Raw genomic sequence first — 18,376 nt, 5'->3', positions numbered from 1 at the left:
ATGTACATAAACAGCAAGCTGTTTCACCGTTTTCAAAAATGACATTTGTTGCAAAGATAAAAAGCGTTCTAGACGCGAACAAAGGGAGGGAAAATCGTTATAAAAGACTAGCCGCTATTAAGCGTTTTATAACGATTACTACATGCTAAGTAAAAAAATGTTATCTATTTTAGCAACAACGGTCTTATCGGTAGGGTTTGTAGCTGGCTGTGGGAGCAACAGTACATCGGGAGAAGATAAAGGCAGCAATGTTATTAAAATTGCTACGCAAAGCCCTTTGTCAGGAGGTAGTGCGACATTAGGTGAAGCAATCAAACTGGGAGCTCAGTTAGCTCTTGATGAAGAAAAAGACACGTTTAAAAAATTAGGATATAAACTTCAGCTTGTACCTTATGACGACCAAGGCGACCCGAAAAAAGGCGTAGCGAACGCTCAGTTAATCGGATCCGATAAAGCCGTCTATGGAGTGATAGGACATTTAAACTCAGGGGTTACCATTCCTTCATCTGAAACGTATGAGAAATATTCAATTCCAATGATTTCTCCTGCAAGTACAGCAACGGACGTAACAGACCGAAAGTTAAAAACGGTTAACCGCATTGTAGCGCGCGATGACTTCCAAGGGCCTGCAGGAGCTGGATATGCTGTTAAAGAGTTGAAAGCAAAAAATATTTTTGTCATTCAAGATAAAACAGCTTACGGACAGGGGCTTGCAGACGCTTTTAAAACAGGAGCTGAAAAAGAAGGAGCAAAAATTGTTGGATTTGAAGGAATTACGGTTGGAGAAAAAGATTTTAACGGTGTGTTAAATCAAGTCTCTAAAGAAAAGCCGGATCTCGTTTATTTTGGTGGTCTTTATGCAGAAGGCGGACTTTTAATTAAACAAGCTCGTGACAAAGGAATTACCGCTAAGTTTATGGGAGGGGATGGCTTAGACTCATCAACTTTAGTTGATATTGCCGGAGATGCTGTAAAAGATACGTATCTTACGTCAGTAGCAGGCGATGCTTCCAAGACGCAATTCGCTAAAGATTATGAGAAGAAATTCAATAAAAAAGTAGAGTCATATTCTGTATACGGGTATGATTCCATGAAAGTTATGCTTCAAGGTATTCAAAAAGCAATTGAAGACAATGATAAAAAGCTTCCTTCTCATGAAGCAGTACGTGACGCCGTACGCGGTATTACAGAATATAAAGGAGAACTTACGCAGGTAGGATTTGATGAGAAAGGAGACAATAAATACGCTAAAATCTTTATCTATAAGTTTGACTCTCCTTCATACCCAGCTAAATTAGAAGGAGAAATCTCACAGTAAACCTTAGAAAAGAAAGGTATGGATGTTCCGTACCTTTCTTTTCTTAAAATCGATTTTATAGGACGAAAGGGACGAGGTTATATGTTTGCTCATATTATACAAACGCTGCCGCAAGTGTTAATTGACGGACTAACATTAGGAGCTGTATATGCAATTATTGCCCTAGGTTATACGATGGTATATGGCATTTTAGAACTCATCAATTTTGCACACGGCGAAATTTTTATGTCAGGTGCCTTTATCGGAACCGCTATTTTGATAGGGTTAACAGGCGTAGGTTGGATTGCAGCTTTTCCGGCTGTTGTGACGTTAATTTTAGTTCTTCTTATTACGAGTGTTGCAACTGGGTTTCTTGGTATGGGAATTGAAAGAGTGGCTTACCGCCCTCTGCGCAAGTCTTCTAAACTGATCACACTTATTACAGCTATCGGAATGTCATTTCTATTACAGGACTTTGTGCGCTTCATTACGGAACTTAAGAATGGTAACTATATTGTTAATACCCCAGCTTTATTTTCAGGCAAAGTATCGGTTAGCGCCTCTTCTCTTTCATCATCATTTGATGATGCTACATTTAAAGTAACGTTTATCGTAGTGTTAATTGTTGCTCTTTGCTTAATGATCGGACTTGAAATTTTTGTCAATCGAACCAAATGGGGAATGGCAATGAGGGCTGTAGCCCAAGATCCCGATACAGCTTCACTCATGTCCATTAATGTAAACAAAGTTATTTCTCTTACTTTCTTTATTGGTTCGGCTCTAGGAGGCGCAACCGGTGTGTTATTTGCGCTTCATTACGGAACAATCGATCCTTACATTGGGTTCATATTAGGATTAAAGGCTTTTACAGCAGCTGTTTTAGGGGGAATAGGCAATATACGAGGCGCAATGTTTGGAGGGCTAATGCTTGGCATCCTTGAAATGTTTGCAGCTGCGAATTTATCAACAATCACCGGCAATATTTTAGGAGCAGAGTATAAAGATGTATTTGCATTTGCCATTTTGATTTTGGTGTTAATTTTTAAACCAGAAGGCTTATTTGGAAAAGCCGTTACAGAAAAAGTGTAGGTGATGAAGATGAAAAAATTAATGAGTAGGCTTGAAGGAAACAAAAAGGCGCAAATTATTCTATTTTTTATATATGTAATTGCAACAAGCGGTAGTTTAATGCTTGCCCAGAAGTCCGTTGTCGCATTTTTACTTCTTTTATTTTCATTATTACTTCTGTATTTTATGTCTCTTTCTACTAAATTAAAATGGCTAATAGCAGGGGTCATTTTAATTGTGCTGCTTCCTTTTTCAGCTAGCCAAGGCCCTGCTTATGAATCCTATATGGAAGTATCTACACTAGTAGGCATCTATATTGCTATGGCACTTGGGTTGAACATCGTAGTGGGATTAGCCGGATTATTGGATTTGGGATTTGTTGCTTTCTTTGCAGTTGGGGCTTACACGTATGGAATTTTCGCGACCAATCAAGCTGCTAATTTTATGCCTTTTGGTACGTATCCATTATCAGGAGAAAGCTTTTGGTTTTTTATTATTGCGGGATGCCTAATAGCCGCTTTATTTGGAGTTCTGCTTGGTATACCTGTGCTGCGCGTAAAAGGAGACTACCTTGCTATCGTTACGCTTGGATTTGGGGAAATTATTCGAATTGTATTTAACAATTTGGATAAACCAATCAATATTACAAACGGGGCAATGGGGCTGTCCTCCGTGACGCCGCCTTCTATTTTTGGGATTAACTTAGTATATCCAAGTCAGTTCTATTATGTAGTATTAGTCATCTTAGCTGCAGTTATTTTTATTGTACGGCGATTTGAATATTCTAAAGTAGGACGATCGTGGAAAGCGGTTCGTGAAAATGAAATTGCAGCTCAGGCGATGGGAATTCACCTTGTCAGAACAAAGCTGCTTGCGTTTGCTATCGGTGCCTCTTTTTCAGGCATGATGGGAGTGGTCTTTGCCGCTAAGCAAACCTTTGTTGATCCAACCAGCTTTACGCTGTTAGAATCTATCACGATTTTAGTTATGGTTATTTTAGGAGGAATGGGGAGCGTTCCAGGCGTCATACTTGGAGCGGCGGTTGTAACCATTCTTAATCTTCAAGTATTAACGGAGCTCACCGATTGGTTTAATCAACTGAGTTTAAACGGGGTTATCTCTATACCGGATGCACTTTCGCCAGCTAAAATGCAGCGATTTATTTTTGGCGGACTTCTTATTCTATTTGCTCTATACAGGTCTCAGGGGTTGCTTCCTGCTAAACAGCCTACGTTCGATTTGAAAGAGCTGAAAGAAGAAGCTGAAAAAGAAGAAATACAGTCCGTGATTTCAACGGCTGAGAAAAACGTCAATCTATAGAGGTGAAAGAAATTGTCTATTTTAGAAGTGAAAAATGTAACCAAGACCTTTGGCGGTTTAGTTGCCAATCAAGACGTAACAATGGATATTCAAAAAAATTCAATAACGGCTGTAATAGGACCAAACGGCGCTGGGAAGACTACATTTTTTAATATGGTGACAGGTGTTTATCAGCCAACCTCAGGTGATATTATGTTAAATGGTCAATCTATAACAGGGCTAAAACCTCACAGCGTATCAAAACAAGGGATTTCTCGGACATTTCAAAACATCAGGTTATTTAGTAATATAACGGTGTTAGAAAATGTGTTAGTTGGGATGCACAACCATTTGAAAGCAACCACTTTTGAAACGCTGTTGAATTTACCTCGAGCAAAAAGAGCGGAAAAAGCAGCTAAAAAAGAAGCGTATAAGCTGTTAGAATACGTTGGGCTAGAAGCTTTATATAACGAAGTAGCCACTAACTTATCATATGGAGCGCAGCGCCGACTCGAAATTGCCAGAGCGTTAGCTACTAGACCCTCACTGTTATTATTAGACGAACCGGCTGCTGGTATGAATCCGCGTGAAACAAAAGAGCTGACGGATCTTATTCACACGATACGAAAAGACCGGGAAATAACCATTTTATTAATTGAGCATGACATGAAGCTCGTCATGGAAATTTCTGATCATATTATTGTATTAGATCATGGAATAAAAATTGCAGAAGGAAACGCTGAACATATTCGTACACACCCGAAAGTGATCGAAGCCTATTTAGGAAAAGGAGCGGCAGAGGAGATAGAAAGAAAGGAGAAAAGCACATGACTCTATTAAAGTTAACTGAAATTGATACCTTTTATGGAGGAATTCAAGCACTTAAAGGAATAACGATTGATGTAGAAGAAGGAGAAATTGTGACTCTTATCGGAAGCAATGGAGCCGGAAAATCTACCACATTAAAGTCCATTAGCGGTCAAGCTCCTGTCAAAGCAGGTAGTATCATGTATAAAGGCACCCACATCACGAAATTCCCTCCTCACCAAACGGCCCGTTTAGGAATAGCTCATGTACCAGAGGGAAGAAAGATCTTTCCTAAGATGACGGTAAAAGAAAATTTAACTATCGGAGCATTTTCACTTTCTAATAAAAAAGTAATAGAAGAAAACATGACTAGAGTACTCACCTATTTTCCAAGATTAAAAGAAAGATTGACTCAAAAAGGAGGAACGATGAGTGGCGGTGAACAGCAAATGCTAGCTATCGGGCGGGCACTTATGATGAACCCTTCTATGCTTATGCTAGATGAACCTTCTATGGGGCTTGCTCCTATCATTGTAGAACAAATATTTGAAATCATTATGGAATTAAATAAAAGCGGAATGACCATTTTACTCGTTGAACAAAACGCTTATCAAGCGCTGCAAATCGCGCACCGAGGCTATGTGATTCAAACGGGCGAAATTATTCTGCAAGGGAAAGGGACGGAATTAATTCATAATGAAAAAATAAAAGAAGCTTATTTAGCTTAAAAAACAAACCGCATCGCGTTTTAACGCTGCGGTTTGTTTTTGTTCACAACGGATGATTTGGATAAAGCAAGTAAGCATTGCTATTATCTGGTTTAGTTTCTTAATTAAGTAGGGAACGTTTAAAATAAGATTATTGAATAAGTGAGTAATTAGGCAACTCCCTAGATGAAAGAAATGATTCAATTTAAAGCTTTTTTATAAAAAACAAAAAAAGTTGAAACTTTTTTCATTAAAAAACGTTTATAAAGTAATAGAAAAAAATGGGTACGGTTATTTACACTCAAAAAGGAAGTGAGAGCGTGGCGACGCTGAAAACTAATTATTTGACTGACTTATGCTTAATCTATAGAGAAAGTCAATTTTATGTACTGCAAATACCTAGTTTCTACAAAAAAATGGCTAGCAAATACTTTCAGTTTCAGCCTCAAGAAAAAATTATCGCGTATTTACACAGCTCTTTTATAGCAGGCCTAGATAAAAGGGGAATTTGCTTTACAAATAAGGGGATTTACTGGAAAAGCAGAGGGATGAAAAAAGGAAAAATATTATGGGAAGAGTTCGCTAACATTCAATCCATTACCATTCGAAAAGAAGAAATGATTTGTTTTAATGACGTGGAGAAATTTCAAGTCAATCAAAACGATTACTCAGCTAGAAAGCTAGTATCTCTATTAAAAAAAATCAAGAAATTTATTCGCACCCATTCCCATGAATATATGTGTCAAGACTATATATATCCGTGTGTATCCTCAAAAGAATTAACTTCTATTTGTTCATCTTTTCAAATTCATCAAACCCCTGATCCAAAAGATGTGTTGTCGGTAGAAGGACAGCTATGTGAAGAAGTTGAAAAAGAGATGCGAAACAGGCTCTATTTACCTGCTAAAGAAAAAATTGTAGCTCATTTAAATACATATCCTCTTCAAAAAACCGAGGGGATTACCGTTTGTTCTAAAGGAATTTATTTCTCAAAATCTTTTAAAACAGTTTACTACCCTTGGCACTTATTTCGCCACGTGAGTATTTCAGTGGAAACCGAGGAATTAAAAATTGCTAAAAAACATTCGTTATCTCTCAACTCAGCTGCCGTATCAAGCGGGGAAGTAATGCTGTTTCTCAAACAAATTAAACAGCATGTGCAGGCTTTGCATGAAAAAGAAGTCGATATTAAACAAGATAATAAGTTTGCATGGAAAATGTTAATTTAAAAAACAGGTTACGCGTAATCTGTTTTTTTTATTTTGTAGTTCTTTAGAATTATTTATTTGGAATATTGAAAGACATCATACAAGTAAACAAGACTAGAATATTGGAAGTTAAGAAATTTTTTCCATGACTATAAGGTTAATTTTACCAAAATCTCTTTTCTGTTTGGATAATTATGCTAAAATAGAGCTCGAGTTTATTTTAAGGAGCTGACAACAAGATGGAACGTAATTATTCAATTGATTTTATTAAGTTTTTTGCTACAGTGTTTGTGGTTTGTATTCATGTTAATCCATCACATGACGATTTCTTTTTAGGGAACCAGGAAAATGTGCTAGATGTCATTGTTGACACATTTGCACGATTCGCGGTTCCTTTTTTCTTTATTGTATCAGGTTATTTGTTTATGAATAAAATTCAAAAGCATCCAAAGCCTTCTGCATACTTAAAGAAATACACGTGGAATATTTCCAAGCTTTATGCATGTTGGTTCATCTTTTATTTATTGTTTGGTGTAGTTCTGCGCTTATTTCAAAACCACGGAACATTAGCAGAACGAAAAGGTGCAGTAGCTGATTATTTAACATCATCCATCACATTCAAAGATATTTTTTATTATGGAAGTGACACAAGCGGATTTCAGCTTTGGTACTTGATTGCATTAATTTGGGCTGTTGTCATCGTTTTCTTATTTCAACGATGGAAAAAGATTGGCTTATTAATGTTTATCAGCACCGTATTATATGTAACTGGGTTATTTGGGCAGTCTTATTCTTTATTTTTTCCACTTTCTTTTCAAACGAGAGATGCCCTGTTCTTTGGTTTGTTCTATACAGTATTAGGAGCTATGTTTGCCCTTTATGGCAAGAAAATTCTGTCAGTATTAAACGTAAGGCCAATGATTTATTTAGCCAGCTTTTTTGTGTTTTCAGCGTTAGAGATCGTCGAGCGCTACTGGTTGGTTAATATCCAGCACAGCAAGCCCGGAGACTATTTTATTTCCACAATTTTTTTATCGGCATCATTGTTTTTATTCGTATTGAGCAGTCCAAGTCTTGGCAAAAACTCATTCTTTTCAAAGGTTGGGAAAAATTCAGTTGGCATTTATGTAGTGCATATATGTATATTAAATGAGACCTATCGATTGCTTCGTTCTATAGATTCTTCTTTCTTTACAAATAGTGTCGTTGCCTACGTACTTATCGTTCCAGTAGTTTTTTGGTGCTCGTACTATTTATATAGAGGGATTCAATGGACAAAGGGAAAATTACATGTGAAGCCGCACAAACATTCATTTACAAAGCTACAGCATAAATAAAAAGAGCTGGCTAACTAAGCCGGCTCTTTTTATGATGCAATAGCGTACAAAAGCTGCTTTTGCAGTTGAGGGGATAAAGAAATATTTTGATACAATTCGTAAATATGATGTTCGTTCCGGTGGTAACAAATCCAATCCTTGTATGTTCCTTTTAAGAAGATGCGAAAAAACACGATTCGCTTATTCGTGCCGCCTGTTTTTAATTCAATTTTCAAATCATCTGTTTCTAATGTATACTGTACTGTAGAAGAGGAAAGAGCAAGTTTAGTTGTTTTTTTACTTGTTTTAATGAATTCGGCAAGTTCAATGATCTTCATTTTTTTACCTCACTCTATTGTAAATTAGGGGTATCTTATACGTATGATGTGTACAAGGAAAATAGAATCGTTTTTTTATAGCTTAGAAGAATGATCTTCAGCCCCTTCGTTAAGGGATTTGCATAAAAGGTTGACGTTTTCTTTGAATACAAATAAAATGCATATTAAGAAGTATTTCCCTCATTGTAACTACAGAAAAAGAAGAATTAAGGGGGCTCAATATGTTGACTGACTTAGTTGTAAGTCAAAAAGTAGTCAAGGTAAATGAATTTACTGTTGTAGGAGTGCCTATTCGAACAGATGAACCTGTGGAAGAAACGGGCACAGGTCTTATTCCTGAGCACTGGCAGACTTTTTATAAACAACAGTTAGCTAATAAAATCGCCAATAAAGTAAATGGCAATACATTTGCTCTTTATACAGAATTTGAATACAATCAAAAAATGGATTTTACATTTGCTCTCGGATATGAAGTTTTACCCGGCGGCGAACTGAAAGATGATATGAGAGAGTTCATCATCCCAGAAGGTGAATACATGGTGTTTACAACAGCTGTTGGGCCAGCTAGACAGGTAGTCGTAGAGGCTTGGGCTTATATTCGCGAGTGGGCTAAAAAAAATCATCGTGCCTATAAAATAGATTTTGAATTATATGATGAACGCTGTATTGATCCTGAATACAGTCAAGTCGATATTTATGTTTCAATTTAATAGCTAGTTTTGCTAAGTAGTTAAGATGCAGAGAAGCGTTTTTTGCTGCGTTCTTACTTTTGACGATAGGAATACAAAAGGGGTTTAGCGAGAGTGATCAGCAACGATTTATTACAAGCTTTAAAAGACGGATATAAACAGAGAATTAAATGGGTACTTATAAGTCAAATGGCACTGTTCATCACCGTAGCAGTCATACTTGTATCAAATTTTGTCACTAAATTTTCGTTTAACCAATTAAGCTTTATTTTTGTTTTGGTTAGTATAAGTTCGCTGTTATCAGGGGTAGAGCACGTATTGTTAAAACGTGAGAAGTGGCAATGGATTTTTGATTTTATTTTAGCTGCTTTTTTTATTGGTTTATCTATTTTTTTACACCGTTAAAGCGCCTGATTCAGCGCTTTTTTATTTTGGGCAGCTCCGCACGCAATGTTCGGACCTTTCTAGTATAAACAAAACAAAAATACGTATTTATGGCGAAAATAGTCAGAAAATTTAGTAAAAAAGTCTTGTATCTTGTCTTTATTTCGATTATGATAAGTTTACACCCCTCGTATTCACTTCTTTGGATGTCAGTACCTCTATTTTTACACTACAGAAAAGAGGTGAAGCCATTTCTTCAGTTTTCCTGCTAGCCTGCATACTAACCCTTTTAGCTATTTTATTTAGTAGCAACTACCCTCAAAATTAAAGGAGAGATCCGCGCTTATGTCAAAAGCTCCTGTAAAAAACGATATTGAACTTCAACTATCTGAAACGCATTTTTTCCAACTGCTTGATTTAATTTATTTAGGTAACTGGATGGTCACAGCATGTTCTGGAGTGGAAGATGAGCATGCACAAGAATATACGGATGTAGAAAAACAAATGTTTTCTCATGCAGAGCCTTTCCTTGAAAAAGGACCTTTTCACACGCTAAATAATGAGGTTATGTTTACAGAAGAACATGAAGATTCTCTTCAAGATATTATTGGAGAATACGATAACGAAGTGTTTTGGGAAGCGCTAGCCTATCGCATGGCTAAACGAGATGTGATAGAACAAATAGGACCCCTTAAAGAAATAAAAAATGAAGTTTTTATGCAAATTTTCCATCGAGAAATGGAGTATATACGAGAGTTTGAAACAAATGGAATTAAACGAATAACCATACCGCCTTTGCAGTAAAGGAGACAAATCGGCTTTCAAATTTGAAGGCCGATTTGCTGTTAAGCTGAAGCTTTTCTATTCCGTCTGAGAGGCGGGAAAGATCGGTATGTAAAGCTCCGCCATAACCATTCAAACGGACCGTAATAGAAATAATAAAGCCACCACTTATTAAAAAAAAGCTGGAGTGTATATATAATGAGACAAATAATCGTGCTTTCTGTTAAGGTAAGAGTTCCGTATAAACCAAAGGCTCTAACCATCCACAGGCAAATTAAAGTTTGGCTAAGGTAAGTTGTTAATGCCATTGTTCCACTATACTTAAAAAGACCCAGCATCGAAGCGTAAGGAGAAAATTGCAGGAATAACAGTAAGGTGGTAAGATAAAAAAAACATAGAAAAATGCCGCTCAAACTTGTAAAAAGGTGAATGGCCGCCTGCTGATAGAGTCCATATTTTAAAATTTCTAGTTTTAAGATAGCAAGAATCATAGTTAAAGTAAAACCCGCTGCGCCTGTTATTGACTGAATTTTCTTAACAAAAGAACGGTTTTGTTCGATATTATGTACTAATCCTTTTTTAGCGGTATATAAGCCAAATAAAAACATAGAAAATACGGGAAAGATAGAAAACGGTAGATTTAATAGCATAGGTACCACTTCAACCTTCAAACGATAAAACATCCAAGATAAATAGTCTGCTTGCCTGTAGGTGGATAAATATTGGACTAAGGCATGTTCATGTAAAACTTTATACTCCCGCTGAGCCTCCTGCAGGACGTGGGCTGGAGTGAAAAACTGGATGCAAGCCAAAAGATAAAAAAAGCATAGCAAGCCTATTGCCCACAGCAAAATTGTTTTGGTTTTTCGATTATAAAAAAACAACATTAAAAAACCGCCAATAGCATACACATGCAAAATGTCTCCATACCAGAAAAAGACAAGATGAAAAAGCCCGATTAATAACAAAGAAGCCATTCTTCTGGACCATAAAGCAGCGGCAAAGTAATGCTTTTCTTCAGCTCTATGCAAAAAGATTCCGCATCCAAGTCCAAATAAAAAAGAAAAAATCGTAAAAAACTTTCCTTGAACAAACAGCAGCAGGAATAAATCAATATAAGCATCGATTCCTTTATATTCATAAGGAATATCGTACAGCTGAAAAATAAATATCGGCGAAGCAAAAGCAGGGATATTTACTAAGAAAATGCCTAGCAAAGCAATGCCCCGAATAATATCAAGAACAACAAGGCGTTCGTTAAGGGGAAGTGGAAAAGGCTTCATCACTGGCGCTCCTTTTTGTTAGATATGTACATCTTAACACGACAGTGGCGAAAAAATAGGTGGGAATATAAAAAAATAAGCGGAAAGATTCATAGCTTTATGAACAAAAAAGTTGGATAATAATGGTATGGTTATCCATATCAAATACGAAAGGTGGAGAAAAGGATGAAAACAGCACTTGTGTTAGGTGGAACTCGTTTTTTTGGGAAAAATTTAGTCCAGACATTGCTCTCTAAAGGAGTTAAGGTTACGTTAGCAACGCGAGGTAAAACACCAGATGATTTCGGGAACCGAGTTGAACGGATTCTTCTTGATCGTGTAGAAAAAGATTCTGTAATCGAAACAACACGAGGAAGAAAATGGGATGTTATCTTCGATCAAATATGCTATTCTTCACACGGCGCAGCTGTGGCTGTTGAAGCTTTTCGTCATAGTACGAGTCACTATGTACTCACCTCGACTCTTTCAGTATACGGTTCTTTAGAAAAAACGTGTTATGAAGAAGATTTTGATCCATACAAGTATCCTATTTCATATACACGTCGTGAAAATATTTCCTACCAAGAAGGAAAACGCCAAGCTGAAGCGGTATTTTTTCAAAAAGCACCGTTTTCGGTAACGGCTGTCCGTTTTCCAATTGTAATGGGAAAAGATGATTATACGGATCGCTTACGTTTTCACGTAGAAAAAATTATGCATGAAGAAGAAATTGGTGTACCGGCTATTGCAGCAGAAATGAACTTCATTTCACAGGAAGAAGCCGGTGAATTTTTAGTCTGGTGTGCAGAACAGAAGCTAAAAGGACCGATTAACGCTTGTTCAAATGGTACTATTTCACTCAAAAATTTATTTTCATATATTGAACAAGCAGCGAATAAAACCGCAAAAACAACCTCTCGTTTAACAGATGAAAATAGTTCTCCTTACGGAGTAGATCATTCTTGGACGATGAGCAATGAAAAGGCTAGCTTTTGGGGATATTCATTTACAAACCTGCAGGACTGGCTGCCATCATTAATCAAAGCTTTCGTTGAAAGCGAAAAGAAAGTACCTTTAAGTTAAGAAAAAACAAAGACTGCGCCGTTTAGCAGTCTTTTTGCTGTGACAAGCAGAACATTTTTATTTTATACATAAAAAGGGTACGCTAGGTACACATCATTATATAGAAGAAAGAAGGATAAACTATGGCAAAACATCACTTTCATTTGCAAGCAAATTGGCCAGGAGGCCGAAATGAAGTAGGTACAATTGAATCAGGACAATTAAAAACAAACATTTCTATTCCACCAGAAATGGACGGGCCAGGGGTGGGAACAAATCCAGATGAAATGCTGCTAGGGGCAGCAGCCACTTGCTACATCATCACGCTTGCAGCGATGTTCGAAAGAAGTGGAATTCGTCAGGAGGGTTTAACGATGGAATCAGAAGCTATTGTGGACGTGACGAATGGTGTATTCACATACGAAAAAATTATTCATAAACCTCATGTTATCATCACATCTGAATTTGCGGCTCAAGAAGAAAAAATCAATCGACTTATAAAAAAAGCAGAAACATCCTGTATGATTTCAAGAGCCATTCAAGGAAATGTTGAGATTGAATTAGAGCCTCAGCTCACAGTAAAAGCGTAATGGACCCATTACGCTTTTCTTATGTTTATTTCTACAAAAAGCACATTTAAGATTGTAAAATACTCAAATTTGAATATAATAATTTAAGTAGCTATCATTTTTGTTCATCAAAAAGATGACGCGAAAGGAGGAACTGAAATGGTTTCATCAGAAAAAAATATTCGTTTTATCGTAGCAGGATTGCTGCTCGGTATTTTTATGTCAGCCATGGATAATACCATCGTAGCGACTGCTATGGGGAAAATCATTTCTGATCTAGGCGGGTTAGATAAGTTTGTTTGGGTAACGTCTGCCTATATGGTTGCCGTGATGGCGGGTATGCCGATATTTGGTAAACTATCCGATATGTACGGCCGTAAACGGTTTTTTATTTTTGGATTGACGGTATTTTTACTTGGCTCTGCATTGTGTGGCCTAGCGCAAAGCATTGTGCAGCTAAGTATTTACCGGGCGATTCAAGGAATTGGAGGAGGAGCGCTTCTTCCGATTGCTTTTACCATTGTATTTGATATTTTCCCTCCCGAGAAACGCGGGAAAATGACAGGATTATTAGGTGCCGTTTTTGGCTCAGCAAGCGTTTTTGGTCCGCTTCTTGGTGCATACATTACGGAATACATCAGCTGGCACTGGGTATTTTATGTGAACGTGCCGATTGGACTTTTATCGTTATTTTTTATTGTACGCTTTTATAAAGAATCAAAAAGTCATAAAAAACAAAAAATTGACTGGGCTGGTGCAGCCACTCTTGTAATTTCAGTAGTTAGTTTAATGTTTGCTCTTGAACTTGGAGGGAAAGAGTACGATTGGTCTTCTCCGCAAATTTTATCTCTTTTTGCTATCTTTGCTGTGGCGCTATCACTCTTCTTTTTTGTGGAAAAACGCGCGCAAGAGCCGATTATTTCATTTTGGATGTTCAAGCGCCGTTTATTTGCAACATCACAAATTCTCGCTTTCTTATACGGAGCAACATTTATTATTTTAACGGTATTTATTCCTATTTTCGTTCAAGCTGTCTATGGAGGTTCTGCTACAAATGCAGGTTTAATTTTAACTCCGATGATGTTAGGCTCGGTAGCAGGAAGTGCTATCGGCGGGATTTTTCTAACAAAAACAAGCTTTCGAAACTTAATGATTATGTCCGTTTTTTCATTTGCAGTGGGAATGTTTTTATTAGGAACAATGGAACCTGATACACCTCGTTGGATGCTGACGGTATTCATGATTTTGACTGGGTTTGGCGTAGGATTTAGCTTTTCTCTTTTACCAACTTCGTCAACGCATAAGCTGGATCCACAGTTTAGAGGTTCTGCCAACTCAACGAACTCATTTGCGCGTTCTTTAGGAATGACGCTGGGAGTTACGATTTTTGGAACGATTCAAAGCAATACATTTACAAATGAGCTGCAGCGCAATTTTCAAGGTATGGGGAATGGATCACAAGGAGCATTTTCTCAAATAGGAGATCCGAGTGCAGTTTTTCAATCAAGTGCCCGAAACAGCATTCCGCCTCAAATATTAGATAAGATTGTTGATGCTATGTCTACATCGATCACGTATGCATTTATGCTTGCTCTTATTCCAATTGCAGTAGCTATCATTACTGTCTTTTTAATGGGAAATGAACGAGTGGAAGTTCCCCCTAAAAAGCGGGTAGAAGCAAAGGAACCTGCAGCTCAAAAATAGAAAAAGCGCGAAGATGTTCGTGCTTTTTTTACTAAATAAGATGCATGTCAAGAGGTGAAAGATGTTATGAGTGTTAAATTAGTCATACTGGGCTTATTAATGGAAGGAAATAAGCACCCTTATGAAATTCAGCAAACCATTAATGAAAGACAAATGAAGCACTATATTAAACTTGCAAGCGGTTCTTTATATTACGCTTTTGATACGCTCGAAAAAGATAAGTTGGTGAAAGTAGTCGATGTGATTCGAGAGACGAACAGACCTGAAAAGACCGTTTATTCTATCACGGATGCAGGAAAAGAAGAATTCGAGCGCCTTTATTTTGAACAGCTGTTAAAAAAAGAGCATATGCATAGACCAGTTTATGCTGCGCTTTCATTTACTTCTTACGTCGATCAAGAAAAAGTGGCTTCTGCTCTAGAAAAAAAGATTGAGGAAACGGCAGCTTATTTAGAAAAAATGCAAAATTTGTACCAAGTTAAAAAGGTGGATCATTCCATTGCAAATCTGTCGATCATTATGCGCACGATTATGCATTTGAAAGTAGAACTAACTTGGTTCACTCATTTACTCGAAGCGGCGAAAAGCAACAAGCTTACAGAAGTAGATGATGGTTATTTTGAAGACGTTGAAAAAATCGTAGATGAGTTTTAAAAAAGAAGCAAAACGCTGCTTCTTTTTTTTAATAGTCATAAAATATATTTCAAGCAATTTAATTTTGCCAAAAGCTAGGTCAATAACAATTAATTAACACTTGATTCGACCTTTAATCAGCTTTACTTATAAAACGCTTTCAAAAAGTAGTAAGACTATTAAAAAAGTAAAAAAAATTAAAGAAATATAGCGATTTCATTTTGATTGACGAGTAAAAGAGTGGTAAAATATAAGCAGATATCAGATACACACGCAGTGAGATTTATCACTCGTTGTAAAGATGTCAGACGATAAGGTAATCGACATTCAAAATGGAAAGATTGTTGAGTACGACAATTATTATAACTCGTTGGGGGTTTTATCATGGGTAACGAAACGTCGAATAGAGGGGAGCCTTGGCAAGGATTTTTGGGTCCGAACTATGGCTATGTATTAGAACAGTATGAGTTATATGAAGAGCAGTCAGATCTAGTAGATCCAGAGTTAAAAGAATTATTTGATTATTGGGGTGCTCCTCCATTAAACGAAAGTGAGCAGGTTCAGCAAGCTGAATACGCACAGGCTGCACCTTCAGCTAACACATCTAAAATTGCATCGGCTATTAAGCTAGCGGAAAACATCCGTGCTTATGGTCATCTATACGCATCAATTAAGCCTCTTGAAAGCGAGAAGAAAGATCCTGTCTTGCTTCACTTGGAAGATTACAATTTAACGCAAGAAGATTTAAAATCAATTCCGGTTGATATTTTATGTACGAATGCGCCATCACACGTCAAAAATGGTTTAGATGCAATTAACTATTTAACAGATGTCTACACAAAAACCATTGCGTTTGAATTCCATCACGTACATAACATGGAAGAGAATAAGTGGCTGACTGATATGGTCGAGTCAGGTGCTATTTTCCAACCTCTTTCAAATGAGAAAAGAACTTCTGTATTAAAGCGTTTAACAGAAGTAGAAGGCTTTGAACAATTTTTACACCGTACATTTGTCGGACAAAAACGCTTTTCTATTGAAGGCGTAGATATGTTAATTCCACTTGTAGATGAACTGATTGCACGCTCAGTGGAAACAAGCCCAAAAACGGTTAATATCGGTATGGCTCACCGTGGACGCTTAAATGTATTAGCACACGTATTAGGCAAGCCTTATGAAATGATTTTTGCAGAATTCCAGCATGCACCTAACAAGGAATTAGTTCCTTCAGAAGGTTCAATCGGTATCAACTACGGCTGGACGGGAGACGTAAAATATCACCTGGGTGCCGACAAACAAATTAAAGCAGAGAACACAGTTCGAGCTCGTTTGACATTGGCTAGCAACCCTAGTCACTTGGAGTTTGTTAATCCGGTTGTGGAAGGGTTTACAAGAGCAGCTCAAGATGAGCGTGATGTGAATGGATACCCAACACAAGATGTAAAAAAATCGTTCGCGATTTTAATTCACGGAGATGCTGCGTTCCCTGGTGAAGGTATAGTACAAGAAACGCTGAACTTAAATCAATTGACTGGTTATCAAACAGGTGGAACAATCCACATTATTGCTAACAACATGATTGGATTTACAACAGAAAGCGTCGATTCTCGTTCAACGAAATATGCAAGTGATTTAGCAAAAGGATTTGAAATTCCAATTGTTCACGTAAATGCGGATGATCCGGAAGCCTGTCTAGCTGCTGCTTACTTTGCTTATGAGTATCGCAGACGTTTTAACAAAGATTTCTTGATTGATTTAATTGGATACCGTCGATTTGGCCACAATGAAATGGATGAACCGTCTGTAACGCAGCCGAAGATGTATGAAATTGTGACAAAACGTCCAACGGTTCGTGCTATGTATGCAAAGCAGCTTGAAGAACAAAACGTGATTCAAAGCGGCCAAGCAGATCAAATTAATGAAGAGTTACAAGCGAAGTTAAAAGCAGCTTATGAGAAAGTACCGCCAAAAGCTGAAAAGCAACATAGAATTATGGAAATGCCACAAGCAGTCTTCAAAGGAATTTCAGATATTGATACATCTGTTACAAAAGAAGAGCTGTTTGAAGTGAATCAAGAGCTAGTGAAATACCCTGAAGGATTTAACGTATTTCCAAAACTTGATCGCATCTTATCTAAACGTGCCAAAGCGTTTGAAGAAAATGAAAGCGTAGATTGGTCATTGGGTGAGGCATTTGCATTCGCTACGATTTTAAGAGACGGCACGCCAATTCGTATTACAGGCCAGGATTCTGAACGTGGTACGTTTGCACATAGACATCTTGTTCTTCATGATCATAAGACAGGGGATGTTTACTCACCACTACACGCAATGAAGAACGTAAGCGCTTCCTTTGATATTCGTAACAGTCCATTATCAGAAGGATCCGTTCTTGGATTTGAATACGGCTATAATGTATTTGCTCCTGAAACGCTTGTTCTTTGGGAAGCACAGTTCGGTGATTTTGCCAATGCAGGTCAAGTTATTATTGACCAGTTTATTGCCGCAGGCCGTGCTAAGTGGGGACAAAAATCTGGAATGGTCTTATTGCTGCCACATGGCCATGAAGGTCAAGGACCAGAACACTCAAGCGCTCGTCTAGAACGTTATTTACAGCTAGCTGGTGAAAACAACTGGACAATCGCAAACGTAACAAGCGCTGCACAATACTTCCACTTACTTCGACGACAAGCTGCCATTTTACAGCGCGAAGAAGTAAGACCGCTAGTAGTTATGACACCAAAAAGTTTGCTTCGTAATGCTTTTAGTGTGTCAAACCTTGAAGAGTTTACAAAAGGCTCTTTCCGCTTAGTAGTAGAACAGCCTGGATTAGGTAAAAAAGAAGATGCAGTTGAACGAATCGTTCTGTGCAGCGGAAAAATCAGCAGTGAATTAACGGAACGCTTAAACAAAGCAGAAGATGATAAAGATTGGCTACACGTCCTTCGTCTAGAACAAATTTATCCGTTCCCAAGACGCGTAATTGCTGAAATCTTTGCTCGCTATAAAAATTTAAAAGAGATTGTCTGGTTACAAGAAGAGCCGGAAAACATGGGCGCATGGAACTATGTAGAAGATCGACTGCGTGAAGTAGCACCAGAAGGAGCTACGGTTGACTACATCGGCCGCACAAGACGCTCAAGTCCAGCTGAAGGAGATCCAACAGTTCACAGACAAGAACAAGAACGTATTTTACAAGATGCATTAACTAAAAATGAAATTGCTAACGACGTTGTTACACGATAAGGAA

General features: G+C 37.5%; 17 protein-coding genes. 15 read left to right on the top strand and 2 right to left on the bottom strand.

Annotated features, from left to right (window positions below):
- Positions 1–142 precede the first annotated feature (142 nt).
- From ACFX4E_RS11560 to ACFX4E_RS11530, 7 genes are all read left to right on the top strand, one after another.
- On the top strand, positions 143–1,318 hold the full coding sequence (locus ACFX4E_RS11560) for a branched-chain amino acid ABC transporter substrate-binding protein (RefSeq protein WP_377258985.1): 1,176 nt from the start codon (positions 143–145) through the stop codon (positions 1,316–1,318).
- Between the two features lie 81 nt (positions 1,319–1,399).
- The gene (locus ACFX4E_RS11555) at positions 1,400–2,386 is read left to right on the top strand and encodes a branched-chain amino acid ABC transporter permease (RefSeq protein WP_026106630.1); all 987 of its coding nucleotides are present in this window, start codon (positions 1,400–1,402) and stop codon (positions 2,384–2,386) included.
- A gap of 9 nt (positions 2,387–2,395) precedes the next feature.
- Entirely contained in the window at positions 2,396–3,685 is a 1,290-nt protein-coding gene (locus ACFX4E_RS11550) for a branched-chain amino acid ABC transporter permease (RefSeq protein WP_098248179.1), read from the top strand.
- A 12-nt stretch (positions 3,686–3,697) separates the two neighbouring features.
- Positions 3,698–4,495, top strand: a complete 798-nt coding sequence (locus ACFX4E_RS11545; RefSeq protein WP_060746891.1) for an ABC transporter ATP-binding protein — start codon at positions 3,698–3,700, stop codon at positions 4,493–4,495.
- On the top strand, positions 4,492–5,199 hold the full coding sequence (locus ACFX4E_RS11540) for an ABC transporter ATP-binding protein (protein WP_098248181.1): 708 nt from the start codon (positions 4,492–4,494) through the stop codon (positions 5,197–5,199). The genes ACFX4E_RS11545 and ACFX4E_RS11540 overlap by 4 nt, the downstream gene beginning before the upstream one ends.
- 299 nt (positions 5,200–5,498) lie before the next feature.
- Positions 5,499–6,407: a hypothetical protein gene (locus ACFX4E_RS11535; protein WP_028409075.1), complete on the top strand. Its 909-nt coding sequence runs from the start codon at positions 5,499–5,501 to the stop codon at positions 6,405–6,407.
- A 218-nt stretch (positions 6,408–6,625) separates the two neighbouring features.
- On the top strand, positions 6,626–7,723 hold the full coding sequence (locus ACFX4E_RS11530) for an acyltransferase (RefSeq protein ID WP_221841307.1): 1,098 nt from the start codon (positions 6,626–6,628) through the stop codon (positions 7,721–7,723).
- A gap of 29 nt (positions 7,724–7,752) precedes the next feature.
- Here ACFX4E_RS11530 and ACFX4E_RS11525 read toward each other — a convergent pair whose 3' ends face one another.
- Positions 7,753–8,040 carry a hypothetical protein gene (locus tag ACFX4E_RS11525; protein WP_028409073.1) on the bottom strand — a complete coding sequence of 96 codons (288 nt, stop codon included), beginning with the start codon at positions 8,038–8,040 and terminating at the stop codon, positions 7,753–7,755.
- A gap of 221 nt (positions 8,041–8,261) precedes the next feature.
- Here ACFX4E_RS11525 and ACFX4E_RS11520 point away from each other — a divergent pair, with 221 nt between their 5' ends.
- The 3 genes from ACFX4E_RS11520 (at position 8,262) to ACFX4E_RS11510 (ending at position 9,917) form a co-directional block, all read left to right on the top strand.
- Positions 8,262–8,750: a GyrI-like domain-containing protein gene (locus tag ACFX4E_RS11520; RefSeq protein ID WP_013057602.1), complete on the top strand. Its 489-nt coding sequence runs from the start codon at positions 8,262–8,264 to the stop codon at positions 8,748–8,750.
- A gap of 93 nt (positions 8,751–8,843) precedes the next feature.
- Positions 8,844–9,134, top strand: coding sequence for a hypothetical protein (locus ACFX4E_RS11515; protein ID WP_013057601.1), 291 nt, complete (start codon positions 8,844–8,846; stop codon positions 9,132–9,134).
- A 324-nt stretch (positions 9,135–9,458) separates the two neighbouring features.
- Positions 9,459–9,917 (top strand): hypothetical protein, encoded by a 459-nt coding sequence (locus ACFX4E_RS11510; RefSeq protein ID WP_136789936.1) that lies wholly within the window; start codon positions 9,459–9,461, stop codon positions 9,915–9,917.
- A gap of 41 nt (positions 9,918–9,958) precedes the next feature.
- On the opposite strand, the gene ACFX4E_RS11505 is transcribed toward ACFX4E_RS11510, so the two are convergent.
- Positions 9,959–11,179: a DUF418 domain-containing protein gene (locus ACFX4E_RS11505; protein ID WP_377258982.1), complete on the bottom strand. Its 1,221-nt coding sequence runs from the start codon at positions 11,177–11,179 to the stop codon at positions 9,959–9,961.
- A gap of 165 nt (positions 11,180–11,344) precedes the next feature.
- Between ACFX4E_RS11505 and ACFX4E_RS11500 the strand changes: the two genes are divergently transcribed.
- The 5 genes from ACFX4E_RS11500 (at position 11,345) to sucA (ending at position 18,372) form a co-directional block, all read left to right on the top strand.
- Entirely contained in the window at positions 11,345–12,241 is an 897-nt protein-coding gene (locus ACFX4E_RS11500; RefSeq protein WP_377238132.1) for an NAD-dependent epimerase/dehydratase family protein, read from the top strand.
- A gap of 122 nt (positions 12,242–12,363) precedes the next feature.
- Entirely contained in the window at positions 12,364–12,810 is a 447-nt protein-coding gene (locus tag ACFX4E_RS11495) for an OsmC family protein (RefSeq protein ID WP_028409068.1), read from the top strand.
- A 138-nt stretch (positions 12,811–12,948) separates the two neighbouring features.
- Entirely contained in the window at positions 12,949–14,493 is a 1,545-nt protein-coding gene (locus ACFX4E_RS11490) for an MDR family MFS transporter (protein ID WP_043981557.1), read from the top strand.
- A 66-nt stretch (positions 14,494–14,559) separates the two neighbouring features.
- On the top strand, positions 14,560–15,147 hold the full coding sequence (locus ACFX4E_RS11485) for a PadR family transcriptional regulator (protein ID WP_098248187.1): 588 nt from the start codon (positions 14,560–14,562) through the stop codon (positions 15,145–15,147).
- Positions 15,148–15,510: 363 nt separating this feature from the next.
- Positions 15,511–18,372, top strand: coding sequence for a 2-oxoglutarate dehydrogenase E1 component (gene sucA, locus ACFX4E_RS11480; RefSeq protein ID WP_060746884.1), 2,862 nt, complete (start codon positions 15,511–15,513; stop codon positions 18,370–18,372).
- The last annotated feature ends 4 nt before the right edge of the window (positions 18,373–18,376 follow it).

Origin of the sequence: Priestia sp. YIM B13491 (genome assembly GCF_042787605.1) — a bacterium.
Lineage (GTDB): Bacteria > Bacillota > Bacilli > Bacillales > Bacillaceae_H > Priestia > Priestia megaterium_E.
Note: the sequence above shows the minus strand (reverse complement) of the source record. Positions and strands in the feature narration are given on the sequence as shown.

Coding starts and splice junctions, on each gene's coding strand:
- ACFX4E_RS11520 (WP_013057602.1), top strand. CDS start 8,262: ATGTTGACTGACTTAGTTGTAAGTCAAAAAGTAGTCAAGGTAAATGAA.
- ACFX4E_RS11555 (WP_026106630.1), top strand. CDS start 1,400: ATGTTTGCTCATATTATACAAACGCTGCCGCAAGTGTTAATTGACGGA.
- ACFX4E_RS11560 (WP_377258985.1), top strand. CDS start 143: ATGCTAAGTAAAAAAATGTTATCTATTTTAGCAACAACGGTCTTATCG.
- ACFX4E_RS11495 (WP_028409068.1), top strand. CDS start 12,364: ATGGCAAAACATCACTTTCATTTGCAAGCAAATTGGCCAGGAGGCCGA.
- ACFX4E_RS11550 (WP_098248179.1), top strand. CDS start 2,396: ATGAAAAAATTAATGAGTAGGCTTGAAGGAAACAAAAAGGCGCAAATT.
- sucA (WP_060746884.1), top strand. CDS start 15,511: ATGGGTAACGAAACGTCGAATAGAGGGGAGCCTTGGCAAGGATTTTTG.
- ACFX4E_RS11525 (WP_028409073.1), bottom strand. CDS start 8,040: ATGAAGATCATTGAACTTGCCGAATTCATTAAAACAAGTAAAAAAACA.
- ACFX4E_RS11500 (WP_377238132.1), top strand. CDS start 11,345: ATGAAAACAGCACTTGTGTTAGGTGGAACTCGTTTTTTTGGGAAAAAT.
- ACFX4E_RS11490 (WP_043981557.1), top strand. CDS start 12,949: ATGGTTTCATCAGAAAAAAATATTCGTTTTATCGTAGCAGGATTGCTG.
- ACFX4E_RS11540 (WP_098248181.1), top strand. CDS start 4,492: ATGACTCTATTAAAGTTAACTGAAATTGATACCTTTTATGGAGGAATT.
- ACFX4E_RS11530 (WP_221841307.1), top strand. CDS start 6,626: ATGGAACGTAATTATTCAATTGATTTTATTAAGTTTTTTGCTACAGTG.
- ACFX4E_RS11505 (WP_377258982.1), bottom strand. CDS start 11,179: ATGAAGCCTTTTCCACTTCCCCTTAACGAACGCCTTGTTGTTCTTGAT.
- ACFX4E_RS11510 (WP_136789936.1), top strand. CDS start 9,459: ATGTCAAAAGCTCCTGTAAAAAACGATATTGAACTTCAACTATCTGAA.
- ACFX4E_RS11485 (WP_098248187.1), top strand. CDS start 14,560: ATGAGTGTTAAATTAGTCATACTGGGCTTATTAATGGAAGGAAATAAG.